We start from the raw sequence: 14,580 nt of genomic DNA, 5'->3' as shown, positions 1-14,580 counted from the left end.
CGCGATCCCGAGTTGCGGGCAGGGACAAACCGACTACATTGGTTCCTGAGAAGATTTGCCCAAGGGCATTTTGACGAGACTTGTTGACAAGGAGTTCCCAAGTGCAGGCACAAGCACGCAGTATTTCGGTCCGGCAGGACGAGGGTGTTGGTTTCACGCGGCTGATGTGGCTGGTTCTGGTGGGGATGATGCTGGTTCTGGCGCAAACCGTCTCGGCGCAGGCGCGAAGCGAAAGCCTTGCACCACTTGCCGAGCAGATCAGCCCGGCTGTCGTCAATATCACGACATCAACCCTGATCGAGGGTCAGACGGGACCACAGGGCATTGTGCCCGAAGGGTCTCCTTTCGAAGATTTTTTTCGGGATTTTCAGGATCGCGACCGAGGCGGTGATGGCGATAACCGACCACGTCGCAGCAACGCGTTAGGTTCGGGATTTGTGATTTCCGAAGACGGTTACATCGTCACAAACAATCACGTAATCGCCGAGGCCGATGAAATACTTGTGGAGTTCTTCCCCGGCGATGGCCAGCCTGCCAAAGAATTGCCTGCCAAGGTGATCGGCACAGATGAGAAAACCGATATAGCGCTGCTCAAAGTCGAGGCTACAGGCCCGTTAAAATACGTGCAGTTTGGTGACAGCGACATCGCCCGTGTCGGAGATTGGGTTATTGCCATGGGCAACCCGCTGGGGCAGGGGTTCTCGGTTTCTGCAGGGATCGTGTCGGCTCGGAATAGGGCGCTCAGCGGATCTTACGACGACTACATCCAGACCGACGCAGCGATCAACCGGGGCAACTCGGGCGGGCCGCTGTTCAATATGAATGGTGAAGTGATCGGCGTGAACACTGCGATTTTGTCGCCTAATGGTGGCTCAATCGGGATCGGCTTTTCGATGGCATCCAATGTCGTGGTCAAGGTGGTCGACCAATTGCGTGAATTCGGTGAGACCCGACGCGGCTGGCTGGGCGTACGTATTCAAGACGTGACGGAAGACATGGCCGAAGCAATGGGGCTTGAAAAGCCGGGCGGCGCACTGATCAGTGATGTTCCGGATGGCCCTGCCAAGGATGCTGGTCTGTTAGCCGGTGACGTGATCCTCAGCTTTGATGGGGTCGAGGTCGAAGATACACGCGGTCTTGTGCGCCAAGTTGGCGAGACGACCGTTGGTAAGTCTGTGCGCGTCGTCGTTCACCGCGATGGTGGCACGCAGACCGTTCTGGTTACCTTGGGACGTCGCGAGGATGCCGAGCGGGCCGAACAGAGCGACGAGGAAACTTCGGAAGCGCCAGCGGACGAAAACGCAGACATTCTGGGCCTGACCATTTCGCCACTTACGGACACGCTACGCACCGATCTTGGTCTTGAAGAGGACGCAGACGGGCTGGTTGTTACCGAAGTGGATGAATCCTCGGAAGCGTTTTCCAAGGGTCTGCGCGCCGGTGACCTAATCACTGAGGCCGGGCAGCAAAAGGTGACGTCGATTGAAGATCTGGAAGCACGCATGGAAGAAGCGCGTGAAGCTGGGCGTAAATCGCTGTTGTTGCTTGTACGCCGCGGCGGAGACCCACGGTTTGTCGCGCTGACTCTGGACGAGTAACGCATCCCATCAAACTCTCTAACAAGGCCAGGGCAATGCTCTGGCCTTTTTCAATTCTACGTGACGCTGAAAGTAACTGAGCCACACGCCGGGGAGGCGTGTGGCTCTGGTACAGGGAGAGGTCAGTGGACAGATATCGGGGATGATTCTCTGACCTCCTACGGTAACAACTAAGACATTAGCTATTTTGGTATGCGTCGTATGTGAAGGAGGTCACAAGTCAGATCAGGTCAGATTCCGCCAGCTCTTTAAGGGCGTTGAAATCCTGGATCATCAGCCCACCGCGCGACGCCTCGACAACTTTATCCCGTTTCCACGTGGAAATCGTTTTGGATACCGCCTCGCGGGTGGCGCCGACGAACTCAGCCAGCTCGCTTTGGGACAGGGTAATACGCATGGCCGGATCGTCCTGAAGAGCGGACAGATGCAGCAATTTGCGGGCCAGACGAATGGGCATTGGCAGGAACACCTGTTCGTTCAGCTGTGACCCCATCCAGCGCATGCGCAGTCCCGCCAGCCGGATCATATCGACCGCAAGATCGGGATGCTGTCGGATCTGGTCCATGACGTCACTGCGGCGCACGCGCAGAACTTTCGATGGCTCGGCCGCCGCAATCGTCGCCGTGCGCGGCCCGCTATCGAACAACGCGATCTCACCAAACACTTCGCCCGGTTTCATAAGGGTCAAAGACAGCTTGCGTCCGCTCATCGCAAGAAAGGAAACCTCAAGCGTGCCTTCCGAAATCACATAGAGCGCATCGCCTTCATCCCCTTGCTCAAACAACACCTGTCCCTGGTTCAGGGAAATCTCGGTCGCGAGTGATGAAAGCATCGCCCTGAGACGGTCTGATGCCTCGGACAGAAATCCGCTGTTTGGGAGTGCTGTCATGTGGTTGAGCGGTCCCCGGCTGCTGGTTTTGAGTGGTGACCCAATGTTCCACAGCCGGGCTATTATTCCAAGGTTTTTATTGGTTTGCCCATAGGCCCGCTGTTTAAGGTCTCAACATGAACGCAAACGTATTGGCTGTGCGGCAAGCCGCGCTACTCGCCTATTGGTGGTCGGGGTCATCCATGTAGCGTTGCAGCAGGCTGAACTGCAACATCAGAAACGCCATCAATGCGATTGGAAAGGCGAAAGTTTCGATCTTGACCCACAGATCCGTCGACATTGTGCGCCAAACAAATTCGTTGGCAACGGCCAAAACTGCAAAGCAGCCGCATAGCCGGCGGGTCAGAATCATCCAGCCCTCATGGCGCATCGGCAGCATATCCTCAAGGACATAGGCCAGGTAGGATTTCCCTTGCAGCAATCCAATTCCCAGGATGGCCGAGAAGAAGCCATAAACCAGCGTTGTTTTCATCTTGAAAAACCGCTCGTCATTGAACCACGCGGTCAGGCCACCGAAGAAGATGACCATAAAGGCGGTGAATATCTGCATCCGGCTGAGTTTACCGGTCAGGTACCAGAGGATACCCATAGCTGCCAGCATCAGTGGTACGAAGATGATCGTGGCAACGATAAAGCCGGAATACTCGATGCCGCCAATCAGAAAACTGTCGTCACGCAGGCGTAGGTAGATGAAGAAGAAGGCCAGCGGGGGGCCAAGTTCCAGCACTTGTTTCAGAAACGGATTGATTTCTTTTTTGCCTGACATGTCGGTTCCTTGCTGCCTATCCGCCCATTTCAACTATTACGGCGCCCAATGCAATCAATGCCATCAGGGCGACACGTCTTGGCCCCACCGTTTCTTTCAACACCAGCCACCCGATCAGCGCTGCAAAGACCGTCGAGGTTTCTCGCAGAACTGCCGCTTCGCCGACCTTGTCCAGCCTTGTGGCCAGCATGATTGCTCCGAAGGACATAGGCGCGATGATGCCACCGGCCAACCCCCGCGCCATCAGGGGACCAATCGCGGGTCGGTTTATCATGGTGCGCCATCTGAGGAAGGCGTAAATCGGCATCGCAAACCCATCGATCATGAAAAACCAAGCCAGAAAGGTAAACGGGTCGGCAGTGGCGCGAATACCATAGGCGTCATACGTGGTGTAGAGGGCCACGAACAGCCCGGTCGCGATTGCCAGCGTCAGCGCCATACCCAGTGTTTCGCGGTTGGTTTCAAGATACCGTAAATTGTAAGCGGCTAGCCCGAAAATCCCGGCCAGCAGAACCAGAACGCCGAACCATTGGATGCTGGTAAAGGTTTCGCCGAACAAAAGATATGCGCCGATAACCGTGAACAGGGGGCCAGTTCCGCGTACCACCGGGTAGACGACGGTGTATGAGCCCTTGGTATAAGCCATGGCCTGAAGGACCTTGTAGGCGATGTGGATTAGCCAGACGACCGCGAAGATCGGCCACATATAGGGTTCCGGCCAGGGCACAACGAAAAAGGCGAACGGGGCTGCCATCAGGCAATAGCAGGCGTCGATTGCGCCCCGGGACAGCCACGGATCGTGACGGCCTTTCTGTAACGCGCCAAAAACTGCATGCAGGAAGGCTGCCATGAGGGCAAGCCCAAGGGCCAGTTGGTGGCCCGCTTCGGTGCCTTCGAGAGAAATCAGCCAGTCGCTCAAATGTCAGTCTTTCCGCTGGATGGAGAGGTTGGGGGTCTTCCACCCTCAGACCCCCGGAAGTTACTTGGGGCCAGATGAAGGTGCGGATCAGCTTTGGTCGAGGCCGGTGAGGGCGGCTGCGAATTCTTCGGGGTCGAATGGGGCCAGGTCGTCGATTTGCTCTCCGACTCCGATGGCATGGATCGGCAGGCCGAACTTGTCGGCCAGTGCAACCAGCACGCCCCCCTTTGCGGTGCCATCGAGTTTGGTCATGACCAGCCCTGATACGTCGGCGAGGTCGCGGAAAGTCTGGACCTGGCTCAGCGCGTTCTGGCCGGTGGTGGCGTCCAGTACCAACAGCGTGTTGTGCGGGGCGGTCTCGTCAACTTTGCGGATCACCCGGACGATCTTGGCCAGCTCTTCCATCAGGTCCGAACGGTTTTGCAGACGGCCGGCGGTATCGATCATCAGCAGGTCTGCACCTTCTTGCTGGGCGCGGGTCAGCGCGTCAAACGCCAGTGACGCAGGATCGGATCCTTCCGGCGCAGTCAGAACTGGCACACCTGCACGTTCGCCCCAAACTTGAAGCTGTTCGACAGCGGCGGCGCGGAATGTATCTCCGGCCGCGATCACGACTTTTTTGCCGGCCGCTTTGAACTGGCTGGCTAGCTTGCCGATTGTTGTGGTTTTGCCGGACCCGTTCACGCCAACGACCAGCACGACTTGCGGGCGTTTGGGGTAGATGGGCAGCGGTTTGGCCACGGGTTCCATCACGCGGGCGACTTCCTGGGCCAGTAATTGCTTGATCTCTTGCGTAGACAGCTTTCGGCCCAGCCGCCCCTCAGCCATGTTTGAGGTTACGCGAAGGGCGGTGTCCACTCCCATATCCGAGGCGATCAACAGCTCTTCCAACTGCTCCAACATATCGTCGTCCAAGGTACGGCGAACGACCGCCTTGGCTTCGCTACGCCCAAAGAAACGCCCGAGCATACCTTTGGATGGTGCGTCTTCGGGTGGGGGTGGGGCAGGTGTTGGGTCGATGGGCGCGGGTTCTGGCGTCTCGACAGGTTGTGGTGCGGGCGCAGGGTCCGGCGTTTCCGGCACAGGTTGTGGAACTTCTGGAACCGGTTCGGGCTGCGGCTCGGGCTCGGGGATAATGGGGTCGGGGGCGGCAGTTTCCTCGCCACCGTCTTCGACGATGGCGTCCAGCCCCTGTTCGAGGCGGGACGAGGATTTGAACAGCTTGTCCTTTAGCTTTGAGAAAAACGCCATTTTTGGTCTCCGCAGGTGTTCCCCTCACCTAATGCGGATTTGCGGCAGTTGCAAAGGGTCACAAAAACGCAATCAACAGCCCGGCTTGCGCGCCCCAGTAAAGGACCCAGATCATGTAGGGCGTGAAGCGCAGCGCTGGATGATCGACGGGCAGCAAAAACTTCTCTGTTGCCAGGATGAGATCTGACGCGATGAAAGCCAGTGCGGCGGGCAGAGCCCAACGCAGCGCGCCTGCTTCGGGCACGGCGAGAACCGTTAGCCCCATACCGAGAATAATCGGAATATAGCATAGAACCGGTACCTTGAGATCTCCGGCGCGTGGGGCGAGGAGGGTCGCGGCCACGATCCCAAGGATGACCAGCGACCAGAAATAACCGGGTTTGCCCAGGATCAGGGCGGTATCACTGGCCGGGTAGCTGAGAAACAGGGCGATGTATGCCAAATGGCCCGCTGCAAATGCGCCGATCCCAGCCATGAAGGTCGAATCCGTCTCACGCGATAGCAGTGCGTCGCCCAGTGCACACAAGGCCAACGCGAGGGACAAGAGCACGGGGGCGCCGCTTAGAACCGCCGTAACGGCCAAAAGTGCGACAGAGGCTGTCTTGAAGAGGGACCGCAGAGCGCTGGCAGATCGTGGAGACATCGGCAAGTAGGTCAAAGCACTCGCTGCAGCGATCCAGAAAAGAGCGGTCGTCATGAAGTTTCCCCCGGTTGGATTTTTTAGCAGCATCACCGGGATGGTCGTCGCAACTCAAGCGGTGACGTTAAGGCATCCGTGCGACGGCAGTTGTGTATTGGCGCGCCTGACGTGCATCTGGCAGAATGCTCCTATGCTGAGATACCTTGCGATTCTATTGACCGTTGCCGCGCAGACGGCTGCTGCTCAACCAGCACTGACAGGGGCTGAATTCGACACCTACACGCGTGGAAAAACCATGTTTTACGGGTTTCAAGGAACGGTGTACGGGGTCGAGCGCTATTTGCCTAATCGCCGTGTGATCTGGTCGTTTCTGGACGGCAATTGCAAAGAGGGTGTCTGGTACGAACAAGCGGACCAGATCTGCTTTGTTTACGAAGACCGGATTGATCCGCAATGCTGGGTCTTTACCAAGTCTGACGGCGGGTTGATCGCTCTGTTCGAAGGAAATTTGGATGCCACTGAATTGTACGAGGCCGAAGACGTCAATGAAGAGATGGTCTGTCTTGGCCCCGAAGTTGGTGTCTGACCGTGTTTGCCTAGAAGAGTGAACCCTGATCCGGTGCATCTTTCTTTGCGGATCGTTTTGGCGTCGCAGATGAGGTCGTGGGCTGACCTGTATTCAGCAGGCCATCCGCGAACTCGATTTCGAAGGCGCTGTGTTTTGACGCCTGTTTCTTGGTCGTCAGGACCTCGCCCCCGGCGCGAACCACGGCGTAGCCACGCAGCAGCGTCGCCTTATAGCTGAGTGTTTCACGCAGGCGGTCGGCGGCGTCCAGTTGTTGCCGCATCCGATCCAGGCGCGTGGCCTGCGCTGCGTTCATTCGATCCGCCAACCTGTTGATATTCTGCCGTTGTTGTTCGATCTCTCTTTGGATCGGACGCAGCGAGAGGCGGGAGGATAGATTCCGCAACGCCTCGTTTCTGGTTGAAACGAGGGTACGCAATGTCGATGGGCGCAGATGGGCCGACAGCTCGACCACTTGCAAACGCCGGTTTTGAACGCCGCGGTTCAGGGCGGGTGTAAGTCTATCCGCAATCAAATCAAGGCGTTGACGCGGAGTGTTTAAAAGGCTGTCTGGGCGAGGCAACGCGCGGGAAAGGTCGCGAAGTCGTTGAGAACGCCTTTGAACCGCGTCCGTCGCGGCACGAGAAAGACGCGCGCCTTGTTCGCCGGTCCAAGCCAGCAGTTCCATACGAACGGGAACAGCAAGTTCGGCGGCAGCGGTCGGTGTTGGCGCACGGCGATCCGAAACAAAATCGATCAGCGTCGTGTCCGTTTCGTGACCCACCGCAGAAATCAACGGAATATCGGATGCCGCAGTTGCGCGCGCGACGATTTCCTCGTTGAAGCCCCACAGGTCCTCGATGGATCCACCGCCGCGCGCGACGATGATCAGATCGGGCCGGGGTAGTGCACCGCCCGGTGTCAGTTTGTTGAAACCCTCGATCGCACGCGCAACTTCAGGGGCGCAGTTGGCCCCCTGCACAGCGACGGGCCAAATCAGCACTTTGCGCGGGAAGCGATCGCGCAGGCGGTGCAGGATATCTCGGATCACGGCTCCGGATGGTGAGGTCACCACGCCAATGATGTGGGGCAGGTAAGGCAGCTGTCGTTTTCGTTCAGGCGCAAACAGGCCTTCGGCCTCAAGCTGCTTTTTGCGTTTTTCCAGAAGGGCCATCAGCGCGCCCTGTCCTGCGACGGCAACCTCGTCGACGTTCAGGTTATATTTTGACTGCGCACCAAAAGCCGTCAGGCGGCCGGTGACCACGACCTCAAGACCTTCTTCCGGGACGACGGACAGGTTGGAAACCTGACCCTTCCAGGTGGTGCAGGCCAAAACATTGCGATCATCTTTGATGTCATAATACAGATGGCCCGAGCGCGCCTTGAAAACACGGCCAACCTCACCGCGTACCCGGATTCGCCCGAACGCGCCTTCGAGCGTGCGTTTTACTTCGCCCGAGATGTCAGAAACGGAGTATTCAGGGGTGTTTTGGCCCGGGATCGGGTCATCAAGCAGGTCGGACATTTCAGCGCCTTGTGTCAAATGCCCGGCCAGCTTAGAACGCCCGGAAGGCGAGGCCAAGCAGATCGGAGACCTTCATGAACATCCTTATTCTCGGCAGCGGCGGGCGCGAACACAGCCTCGCCTGGGCGGTGATGCAAAACCCCAAGTGTGACCGTCTGATCGTGGCGCCGGGAAATGCTGGGATTGCACAGATCGCTGATTGTGCTGCGCTGGATATCGAGAATGGCGGTGCGGTTGTCAGCTTTGCCGAAGAGAACGCGATTGATTTCGTGATAGTCGGCCCCGAAGCGCCTCTGGCTGCCGGGGTTGCCGACCGTTTGCGCGAGGCAGGTGTGCTGGTCTTTGGACCGTCTGCCGATGCCGCGCAGCTGGAAGCGTCCAAGAGTTTCACCAAGGAAATCTGCGACGCTTCGAACGCGCCCACGGCAGCCTATGCACGTTTCACCGAAGCTGAACCTGCCAAGGTCTATATCCGCGAGCAGGGCGCGCCGATCGTGGTTAAAGCCGATGGTCTGGCCGCAGGCAAAGGCGTGATCGTGGCCATGGATGAGAAAACCGCGCTGGACGCCATTGATGACATGTTCGGCGGAGCATTCGGCGGCGCGGGTGCCGAGGTGGTCATCGAGGAATTCATGGAGGGCGAGGAAGCGTCCTTGTTCGTGCTGTGTGATGGTGAGGACATCCTGGCCATCGGCACGGCACAGGACCACAAACGCGTAGGCGAGGGCGACACAGGTCTGAATACCGGCGGCATGGGGGCGTATTCGCCTGCACCCGTTCTCAGCACCGAGATTGAGGCGCGGGCGATGGAAGAAATCGTGCGTCCGACCATGGCCGAGATGAAACGCCGGGGTATGCCGTTTCAGGGCGTCTTGTACGCGGGCCTGATGATCAAGGACGACCAGCCAAGGTTGGTTGAATACAACGTCCGTTTTGGTGACCCGGAATGCCAGGTCCTGATGATGCGCCTTGGCGCGCAGGTGCTGGATTTGCTTCATGCCGCGGCCGAGGGGCGTTTGAGCGAAACGCAGGTTAACTGGGCCGACGATCATGCAATGACAGTTGTGATGGCGGCGCAAGGCTATCCTGGATCTTATGAAAAAGGGACCGCGATAAGGGGCTTGGACGCTCTTCCTGAAGATAGCAGTAACATGGTCTTTCACGCCGGCACCAAGACCTCTGAGGGGCAGGTACAGGCTGCAGGCGGGCGCGTGTTGAATGTAACGGCCCGCGGCGAGACGTTGCAGAAGGCTCGGGATCGGGCTTACGCGATGGTTGAGGGCGTGGATTGGCCAGAAGGCTTTTATCGCCGGGATATCGGCTGGCGGGCACTGTGAGCAGTTAACGAGGAAGGGGGCTTTGCCCCTTGGCCTGAGGCCTTACACCCCAACTACATTATTAGACAGATCAGCAGTCCAGCGCGCGCTTTAGGCTTTTGGGGCCTGTGAAGGGGGCGAGGTCGGTTTCGGCCCAGCCGTTTTCGTATGAGACGCTGACTATGCGTTCCCAGTTTCCACTGGCAAGGATCAGTTCCGGATTGCCGCTGCAATTGCGCAGGCCGCCGGAGATATAGTCCTCTCCAATGCGGTGATTTGTGAGATTAGGCAGAGACGCGATTTCGGTAAGCTCGTCGTCGGCAAAGCGCCAGATGCGCAGGATTTTGGCCAAATGCGGGCGATCGACATAGGCGATCTCGACGTTACCGTCGCCGTCCAGATCGGCCGCGCCGACCGGAGCGAGCCAGCGATAGCGAGTGCCGATATGGGGCGTCGCGGCAATCTTTTCTCCGCGCGAGTTGTATATGGCCAGCTGAGCGCCTGTTTGATTGTGAGATTCGACAACGATGACCTCGCTTTTGCCATCCGCGTCTACATCTACTAGCCGCGGGGCGAGGTCTTCAAATACTCTGTCGAGAGGCAGGCGAACGGTGAACACCTCATCGTTAACGGTCAGCTCTAGTGCGCCGTACTCTATATTGTCACCTAAAACCCCGTGGGCATAGCGTGTGGTGGGCTCTATGAAACGAGCGATTGTTATCGTGTCGGCAATTGATGGAGACACGCCTGCCAGCCCCGAAAATAGTGCCAGCAGCGCGCCGCGTGCCCGACGATGCCAGAGGCGTTCGGGTTGGCGCGGCGCTTTGGAGTGCATCAGATCTGCTTTTCCGGCATTTGAACGACCAGCCCGTCCAGATCGTCGGTGACCTTGATCTGGCAGGTCAGGCGTGAGCGGGCCGGGTCGGGCTCGTAGGCGAAGTCCAGCATGTCTTCTTCCATGTCATCCTTGGCCGGAACCTTTTCGACCCAGTCGGGGTGGATATAGACATGGCAGGTCGAACAGGCGCAGGCGCCGCCGCAATCGGCCTCGATGCCGGGGATATTGTTGTCACGGGCCCCTTCCATGACGGTCAGGCCGTTGGCGACGTCGACTGTATGTTCGGTACCGCCGTGCTCGACATAGGTGATCTTTGCCATTGCGTGCGTCTTCCTTTTTCGCTTGTCGAATTCTTCCTTAGTGAAGGCATTTAGCTCTTTCCAGTATCATTTGCGACTCGTCACGCCGCCTATGGACTTTCCTTGCGTATGTTCTATTTTTGTTCCCATGATTGTGTTGTCTTCCCGCCCTGCATCTTCGGACCGGACCTGGCCGCGCCCGCCTGCATGCGTGCCCGCCAATCGGTTGGATGACCCGCCCGAAGGGGCGCTGGTGACCGTTGCGGGGCTGGTGATCCTACGGCAGAGGCCGGGCACAGCGAAGGGAGTGATCTTTGTCACGCTTGAGGATGAGACCGGCATCGTGAATGTGGTGGTTTGGCGCAAGATCTACGAGCAGTTTCGCCGCGCGGTGATCTCAGGGCGGTTGCTGAAGGTCACCGGTCGGATGCAGCGGGCGCATTCGGTGACCCATGTGATCGCGGAAGAGATCGAGGATATTTCGGGGATGTTGGATGTGTTGGTGCGGGGGGAGGCTGTATAATCTGGCAGAAAAGATGCATTAAAAATCGAATATTTGCATTTTGAAGGAACGTCGCAGAAACTGATGGACACAAGGCATCCTGATCGATGAACATTGAGCACCGTAATTGGTCCGAGGTTTCACGTGGCAAACTATTCCTACATAGGTTACTCGCCTGACGTTATATCGGTAACGGTGTTTGGTTTTGGTACAGTCACTCTGTCACCAACCTACGATCCCAGCACAGACCGGCGCGTATTCAATGTTGAGGACGAACCCGGGCCACCGCCGCTTGTCAACGGTGACCCTGACAATGGTACGGATTTCAATGGAGACCGTTTCAACAACGAAATCGGGGATGACCTGACCCAACAAGGTCTTGTTACAGATCTGGACGGCAATCCCATTTCCGGCCTTACCGAAAATGGGAACATCTATCTTGAAGAATCCTATGCGCTTTCAGATCCCGATGGCGGTACAATCACCGTATACAGGGTTGAAGTGGACGGCGTTCTTGCGGGTTACATAACCTCTGAACCGTTGGTACCAGGTGTTGCTTACGACTCTACCCCGTCAAATGTGACACCGGACAATGCGCCGGATACGACAGACCCGGATGCAATCGTTGACGTCCCTTGTTTCGTTCAGGGCACACTGATCGGGACACCGTCGGGTGAAAAGGCTGTTGAAACGCTTGAGGTCGGCGATCTGGTTTTGACCGCTGAGGGGCAGGCTAAAGAGATCAAGTGGATCGGATCACGGTCGATTGATGTCTCACGTGCTGACAAATGCCATCTGAAGCCCGTTAGAATTGCCAAAGGAGCATTGGGCCAAGGATTGCCAGCATCCGACCTTTTTGTGTCGCCCAACCACCGGATACTTGTTTCTGCTGCCGGGCTGGAATTGCTTTTTGAGGATGCAGACGTTCTGGTACCCGCGAAGTTCCTGTTAGATCTGCCGGGGGTTGAGGTTGTCTCGGATTCTTGCCGTGTCGTCTATTACCACTTTATTTTCGACAAGCACGAGATTGTGGTGTCAAACGGCGCATATACGGAAAGTCTGTTTCCAGGGGATATCGCGTTAAAGGGCATGGCGCATGAAGCGCAATTGGAACTCGCTGAAATCTTCCCTGACATTTTTGAAAGCTTGCCATGGGGGTACGGACCAACTGCAGCGAAGGTCCTCAGAAAACGCGAAGCTGCAATGGTGATTTCGCAATACATGCAGTAGGTGTTCAAGTCGTTTCACCGCTTGAACAAAACCCCCTGGGATTGCTTGTCCCGATGGTCTCCACGTAACTCGGCATGTAGCGCGCGTCCGGCTTTAACGCCGGGGCGGGCGCTGACCGTTTCGAGCCAGCGGGTAAAGTGGGGTTTATCGTCTAAAACCTGCTGCTGACCCTCCCACAGGCTGGCCCAGCCCCAGATTGACATGTCGGCGATGGAATAGAAATCGCCCGCGACGTATTCGTTTTCAGACAGCCGACGATCCAGCACCCCATACAAGCGTGCAACTTCCGACCGGTATCGGTCTTTGGGGTAAGGCAGGTCCTGCGGCGGGTCCAGTTGCGGCGCGTATTTGAGAAAATGATGCGCCTGACCAGCCATCGGGCCGACGCCGCCCATCTGCCACATCAGCCATTCCTCGACTGCGATCCGGTCACGCTCGGTGTTGCCGTAAAAGCGACCTGTCTTGCGGGCCAGGTACATCAGGATCGCGCCGCTCTCGAAAACCGAGATCGGCGCACCGTCAGGACCGTCGGGGTCGACGATTGCGGGCATGCGGTTGTTGGGGGCGATTTTCAGGAACTCGGGGTCGAACTGATCACCCTTGCCGATATTGATCAGGTGGGTGGTGTAAGGCAGCTCCATCTCTTCCAAAGCGATGGATGCCTTCCAACCATTCGGCGTGGGCCAGAAATACAGATCGATCATAGTGCCTCCTTAGGTTGACGAGATCATGATGTATTCTGAGCAATCGGCAAGAGGCGGTTACGAAAGCGTGACACATGGCAAGCGGACTTGACGGCCAAGGACGCGCGGCGTATTTGCGTCGCAGAAGCTACGTGGCGATTTGTTACCGGATTGCGGGCCACGCTAAACAACACCGCTAAAAGGTCAGGATGAAAGGCCCCTTTCGCTTGACCGCGTCTGGGGTTTTTTTGTTGCCCTTGCCAGACAAGGGTCGAGAGGAATGAGATGAGCGAGAGCTGGAACAAACGCACCCAAGCCGTCCATGGCGGCACCCGCCGTAGCCAATATAACGAAGTCAGCGAGGCGATCTTTCTGACGCAGGGCTTTGTGTATGAGACTGCCGAGCAGGCCGAAGCACGGTTCATCGAGACTGGCCCGGATGAGTTCATCTATGCCCGCTATGGCAACCCGACCGTTTCCATGTTCGAACAGCGCATTGCGGCGTTGGAAGGCGGCGAGGATGCTTTTGCAACCGCGTCAGGTATGGCTGCGGTGAATGCGGCGCTGACCTCGATGCTGCAGGCTGGCGATCATGTGGTGTCGGCCAAGGCTCTGTTTGGGTCCTGCCTGTACATTCTTGAAAATATCCTGACCCGCTATGGTGTAGACGTTACCTTTGTCGACGGCACCGATCTGGATGCCTGGAAAGCTGCCATCCGGCCAGAGACCAAAGCCGTCTTCTTTGAATCCATGTCAAACCCGACGCTCGAGGTGATCGATATTTCTGCGGTTGCCGAACTGGCCCATGCGGTCGGTGCGGTCGTGATCGTGGACAATGTCTTTTCCACGCCCGTCTTCTCGCGCGCAATCGAGCAGGGTGCAGATGTTGTCGTCTATTCCGCGACCAAGCACATTGACGGGCAGGGGCGAGCTCTGGGTGGTGTCATAATTGGTACCAAGGACTTCATCCGGGGAACGGTTGAGCCCTACCTTAAGCACACTGGCGGTGCGTTGAGCCCGTTCAATGCGTGGATCATGCTGAAGGGGCTGGAAACGATGGCTCTGCGCGTGAACGCGCAGGCCGAGACGGCGCAGACCATTGCCGAAGCTCTGGAGGGGCATTCGGCGCTGGAACGCACGCTCTATCCGGGTTTGAAGACCCATGCGCAAAACGCGTTGGTGCAAACCCAATTGGGCGGTAAAGGCGGAACGGTCCTTTCGCTGGATATCAAGGGCGGCAAGCACGCGGCGTTTGCGTTCCTGAACGCGCTGACGATCCCCGTCATCTCGAACAATCTGGGCGATGCCAAGTCAATCGCGACACACCCCGCAACGACTACGCATCAGCGTCTGAGCGACGATCAGAAGGACGAATTGGGCATCACACCGGGCTTGATCCGCTTTTCCGTCGGTTTGGAGGATGCGGGCGACCTGCTTGCAGACATCAAACACGCGCTGGACGTGTCGCAACGTTAACTTGCCGCAGCGGTTTACTGAAAACCGGGTCGAACCTAGGTGAAAATGACGTAAGTCATGCGTTTTTCGCCGAATTTCGATCC

At 57.5% G+C, this 14,580-nt stretch carries 15 protein-coding genes and 1 riboswitch; of the genes, 6 read left to right on the top strand and 9 right to left on the bottom strand.

Translation table 11 applies throughout. The features are described from left to right. The first annotated feature begins 101 nt into the window (after positions 1 to 101). Complete coding sequence (locus ACR0AK_RS09255; RefSeq protein WP_480793101.1) at positions 102 to 1,598, top strand: Do family serine endopeptidase; 1,497 nt, start codon at positions 102 to 104, stop codon at positions 1,596 to 1,598. Positions 1,599 to 1,818: 220 nt separating this feature from the next. On the opposite strand, the gene ACR0AK_RS09250 is transcribed toward ACR0AK_RS09255, so the two are convergent. The 5 genes from ACR0AK_RS09250 to ACR0AK_RS09230 all read right to left on the bottom strand — a co-directional run bounded on the left by ACR0AK_RS09250 (position 1,819) and on the right by ACR0AK_RS09230 (position 6,120). Next, the gene (locus ACR0AK_RS09250) at positions 1,819 to 2,487 is read right to left on the bottom strand and encodes a Crp/Fnr family transcriptional regulator (protein ID WP_170558007.1); all 669 of its coding nucleotides are present in this window, start codon (positions 2,485 to 2,487) and stop codon (positions 1,819 to 1,821) included. A gap of 160 nt (positions 2,488 to 2,647) precedes the next feature. After that, a complete protein-coding gene (locus ACR0AK_RS09245) occupies positions 2,648 to 3,253 on the bottom strand; it encodes an inner membrane-spanning protein YciB (protein WP_170558005.1) in 606 nt (201 codons plus the stop codon). Positions 3,254 to 3,269: 16 nt separating this feature from the next. Further along, positions 3,270 to 4,172 (bottom strand): EamA family transporter, encoded by a 903-nt coding sequence (locus tag ACR0AK_RS09240; RefSeq protein WP_480793100.1) that lies wholly within the window; start codon positions 4,170 to 4,172, stop codon positions 3,270 to 3,272. A gap of 87 nt (positions 4,173 to 4,259) precedes the next feature. Beyond that, on the bottom strand, positions 4,260 to 5,423 hold the full coding sequence (ftsY, locus tag ACR0AK_RS09235) for a signal recognition particle-docking protein FtsY (RefSeq protein WP_480793099.1): 1,164 nt from the start codon (positions 5,421 to 5,423) through the stop codon (positions 4,260 to 4,262). Positions 5,424 to 5,481: 58 nt separating this feature from the next. After that, positions 5,482 to 6,120: a lysoplasmalogenase family protein gene (locus ACR0AK_RS09230; protein ID WP_480793098.1), complete on the bottom strand. Its 639-nt coding sequence runs from the start codon at positions 6,118 to 6,120 to the stop codon at positions 5,482 to 5,484. A 133-nt stretch (positions 6,121 to 6,253) separates the two neighbouring features. Between ACR0AK_RS09230 and ACR0AK_RS09225 the strand changes: the two genes are divergently transcribed. Beyond that, a complete protein-coding gene (locus tag ACR0AK_RS09225; RefSeq protein ID WP_480793097.1) occupies positions 6,254 to 6,649 on the top strand; it encodes a hypothetical protein in 396 nt (131 codons plus the stop codon). A 10-nt stretch (positions 6,650 to 6,659) separates the two neighbouring features. On the opposite strand, the gene xseA is transcribed toward ACR0AK_RS09225, so the two are convergent. After that, the gene (gene xseA / locus ACR0AK_RS09220; protein WP_480793096.1) at positions 6,660 to 8,153 is read right to left on the bottom strand and encodes an exodeoxyribonuclease VII large subunit; all 1,494 of its coding nucleotides are present in this window, start codon (positions 8,151 to 8,153) and stop codon (positions 6,660 to 6,662) included. A gap of 74 nt (positions 8,154 to 8,227) precedes the next feature. On the opposite strand from xseA, the gene purD reads away from it, so the two are divergent. Next, complete coding sequence (purD, locus tag ACR0AK_RS09215) at positions 8,228 to 9,490, top strand: phosphoribosylamine--glycine ligase (RefSeq protein ID WP_480793095.1); 1,263 nt, start codon at positions 8,228 to 8,230, stop codon at positions 9,488 to 9,490. A 70-nt stretch (positions 9,491 to 9,560) separates the two neighbouring features. Here the strand turns inward: purD and ACR0AK_RS09210 are convergent, their stop codons facing one another. Together ACR0AK_RS09210 and ACR0AK_RS09205 are read right to left on the bottom strand one after the other, a co-directional pair. Continuing rightward, positions 9,561 to 10,304 (bottom strand): FG-GAP repeat domain-containing protein, encoded by a 744-nt coding sequence (locus ACR0AK_RS09210; protein ID WP_480793094.1) that lies wholly within the window; start codon positions 10,302 to 10,304, stop codon positions 9,561 to 9,563. Then, on the bottom strand, positions 10,304 to 10,627 hold the full coding sequence (locus ACR0AK_RS09205; protein ID WP_170557989.1) for a 2Fe-2S iron-sulfur cluster-binding protein: 324 nt from the start codon (positions 10,625 to 10,627) through the stop codon (positions 10,304 to 10,306). The genes ACR0AK_RS09210 and ACR0AK_RS09205 overlap by 1 nt, the downstream gene beginning before the upstream one ends. A gap of 127 nt (positions 10,628 to 10,754) precedes the next feature. Here ACR0AK_RS09205 and ACR0AK_RS09200 point away from each other — a divergent pair, with 127 nt between their 5' ends. Continuing rightward, positions 10,755 to 11,129 carry an OB-fold nucleic acid binding domain-containing protein gene (locus ACR0AK_RS09200; protein WP_480793093.1) on the top strand — a complete coding sequence of 125 codons (375 nt, stop codon included), beginning with the start codon at positions 10,755 to 10,757 and terminating at the stop codon, positions 11,127 to 11,129. Positions 11,130 to 11,222: 93 nt separating this feature from the next. Next, the gene (locus tag ACR0AK_RS09195) at positions 11,223 to 12,338 is read left to right on the top strand and encodes a Hint domain-containing protein (RefSeq protein ID WP_480793092.1); all 1,116 of its coding nucleotides are present in this window, start codon (positions 11,223 to 11,225) and stop codon (positions 12,336 to 12,338) included. A 14-nt stretch (positions 12,339 to 12,352) separates the two neighbouring features. Here the strand turns inward: ACR0AK_RS09195 and ACR0AK_RS09190 are convergent, their stop codons facing one another. Further along, positions 12,353 to 13,042, bottom strand: coding sequence for a glutathione S-transferase N-terminal domain-containing protein (locus tag ACR0AK_RS09190; RefSeq protein WP_480793091.1), 690 nt, complete (start codon positions 13,040 to 13,042; stop codon positions 12,353 to 12,355). Positions 13,043 to 13,163: 121 nt separating this feature from the next. Beyond that, a riboswitch (SAM riboswitch) is annotated at positions 13,164 to 13,241 on the top strand. Positions 13,242 to 13,306: 65 nt separating this feature from the next. On the opposite strand from ACR0AK_RS09190, the gene metZ reads away from it, so the two are divergent. Then, positions 13,307 to 14,497, top strand: coding sequence for an O-succinylhomoserine sulfhydrylase (gene metZ / locus ACR0AK_RS09185; protein WP_480793090.1), 1,191 nt, complete (start codon positions 13,307 to 13,309; stop codon positions 14,495 to 14,497). Positions 14,498 to 14,580 lie beyond the last annotated feature (83 nt).

Source organism: Ruegeria sp. BI12 (assembly GCF_056537985.1).
The sequence above is the reverse complement of the archived record's forward strand: the minus strand, read 5'-3'. Positions and strand labels throughout refer to the sequence as shown.

Excerpts from the sequence above, each read along its gene's own strand:
- ACR0AK_RS09230 (WP_480793098.1), bottom strand. The coding sequence starts at position 6,120 with ATGACGACCGCTCTTTTCTGGATCGCTGCAGCGAGTGCTTTGACCTAC.
- ACR0AK_RS09210 (WP_480793094.1), bottom strand. The coding sequence starts at position 10,304 with ATGCACTCCAAAGCGCCGCGCCAACCCGAACGCCTCTGGCATCGTCGG.
- ACR0AK_RS09205 (WP_170557989.1), bottom strand. The coding sequence starts at position 10,627 with ATGGCAAAGATCACCTATGTCGAGCACGGCGGTACCGAACATACAGTC.
- ACR0AK_RS09190 (WP_480793091.1), bottom strand. The coding sequence starts at position 13,042 with ATGATCGATCTGTATTTCTGGCCCACGCCGAATGGTTGGAAGGCATCC.
- ACR0AK_RS09250 (WP_170558007.1), bottom strand. The coding sequence starts at position 2,487 with ATGACAGCACTCCCAAACAGCGGATTTCTGTCCGAGGCATCAGACCGT.
- ftsY (WP_480793099.1), bottom strand. The coding sequence starts at position 5,423 with ATGGCGTTTTTCTCAAAGCTAAAGGACAAGCTGTTCAAATCCTCGTCC.
- metZ (WP_480793090.1), top strand. The coding sequence starts at position 13,307 with ATGAGCGAGAGCTGGAACAAACGCACCCAAGCCGTCCATGGCGGCACC.
- purD (WP_480793095.1), top strand. The coding sequence starts at position 8,228 with ATGAACATCCTTATTCTCGGCAGCGGCGGGCGCGAACACAGCCTCGCC.
- ACR0AK_RS09225 (WP_480793097.1), top strand. The coding sequence starts at position 6,254 with ATGCTGAGATACCTTGCGATTCTATTGACCGTTGCCGCGCAGACGGCT.
- ACR0AK_RS09200 (WP_480793093.1), top strand. The coding sequence starts at position 10,755 with ATGATTGTGTTGTCTTCCCGCCCTGCATCTTCGGACCGGACCTGGCCG.
- ACR0AK_RS09245 (WP_170558005.1), bottom strand. The coding sequence starts at position 3,253 with ATGTCAGGCAAAAAAGAAATCAATCCGTTTCTGAAACAAGTGCTGGAA.
- xseA (WP_480793096.1), bottom strand. The coding sequence starts at position 8,153 with ATGTCCGACCTGCTTGATGACCCGATCCCGGGCCAAAACACCCCTGAA.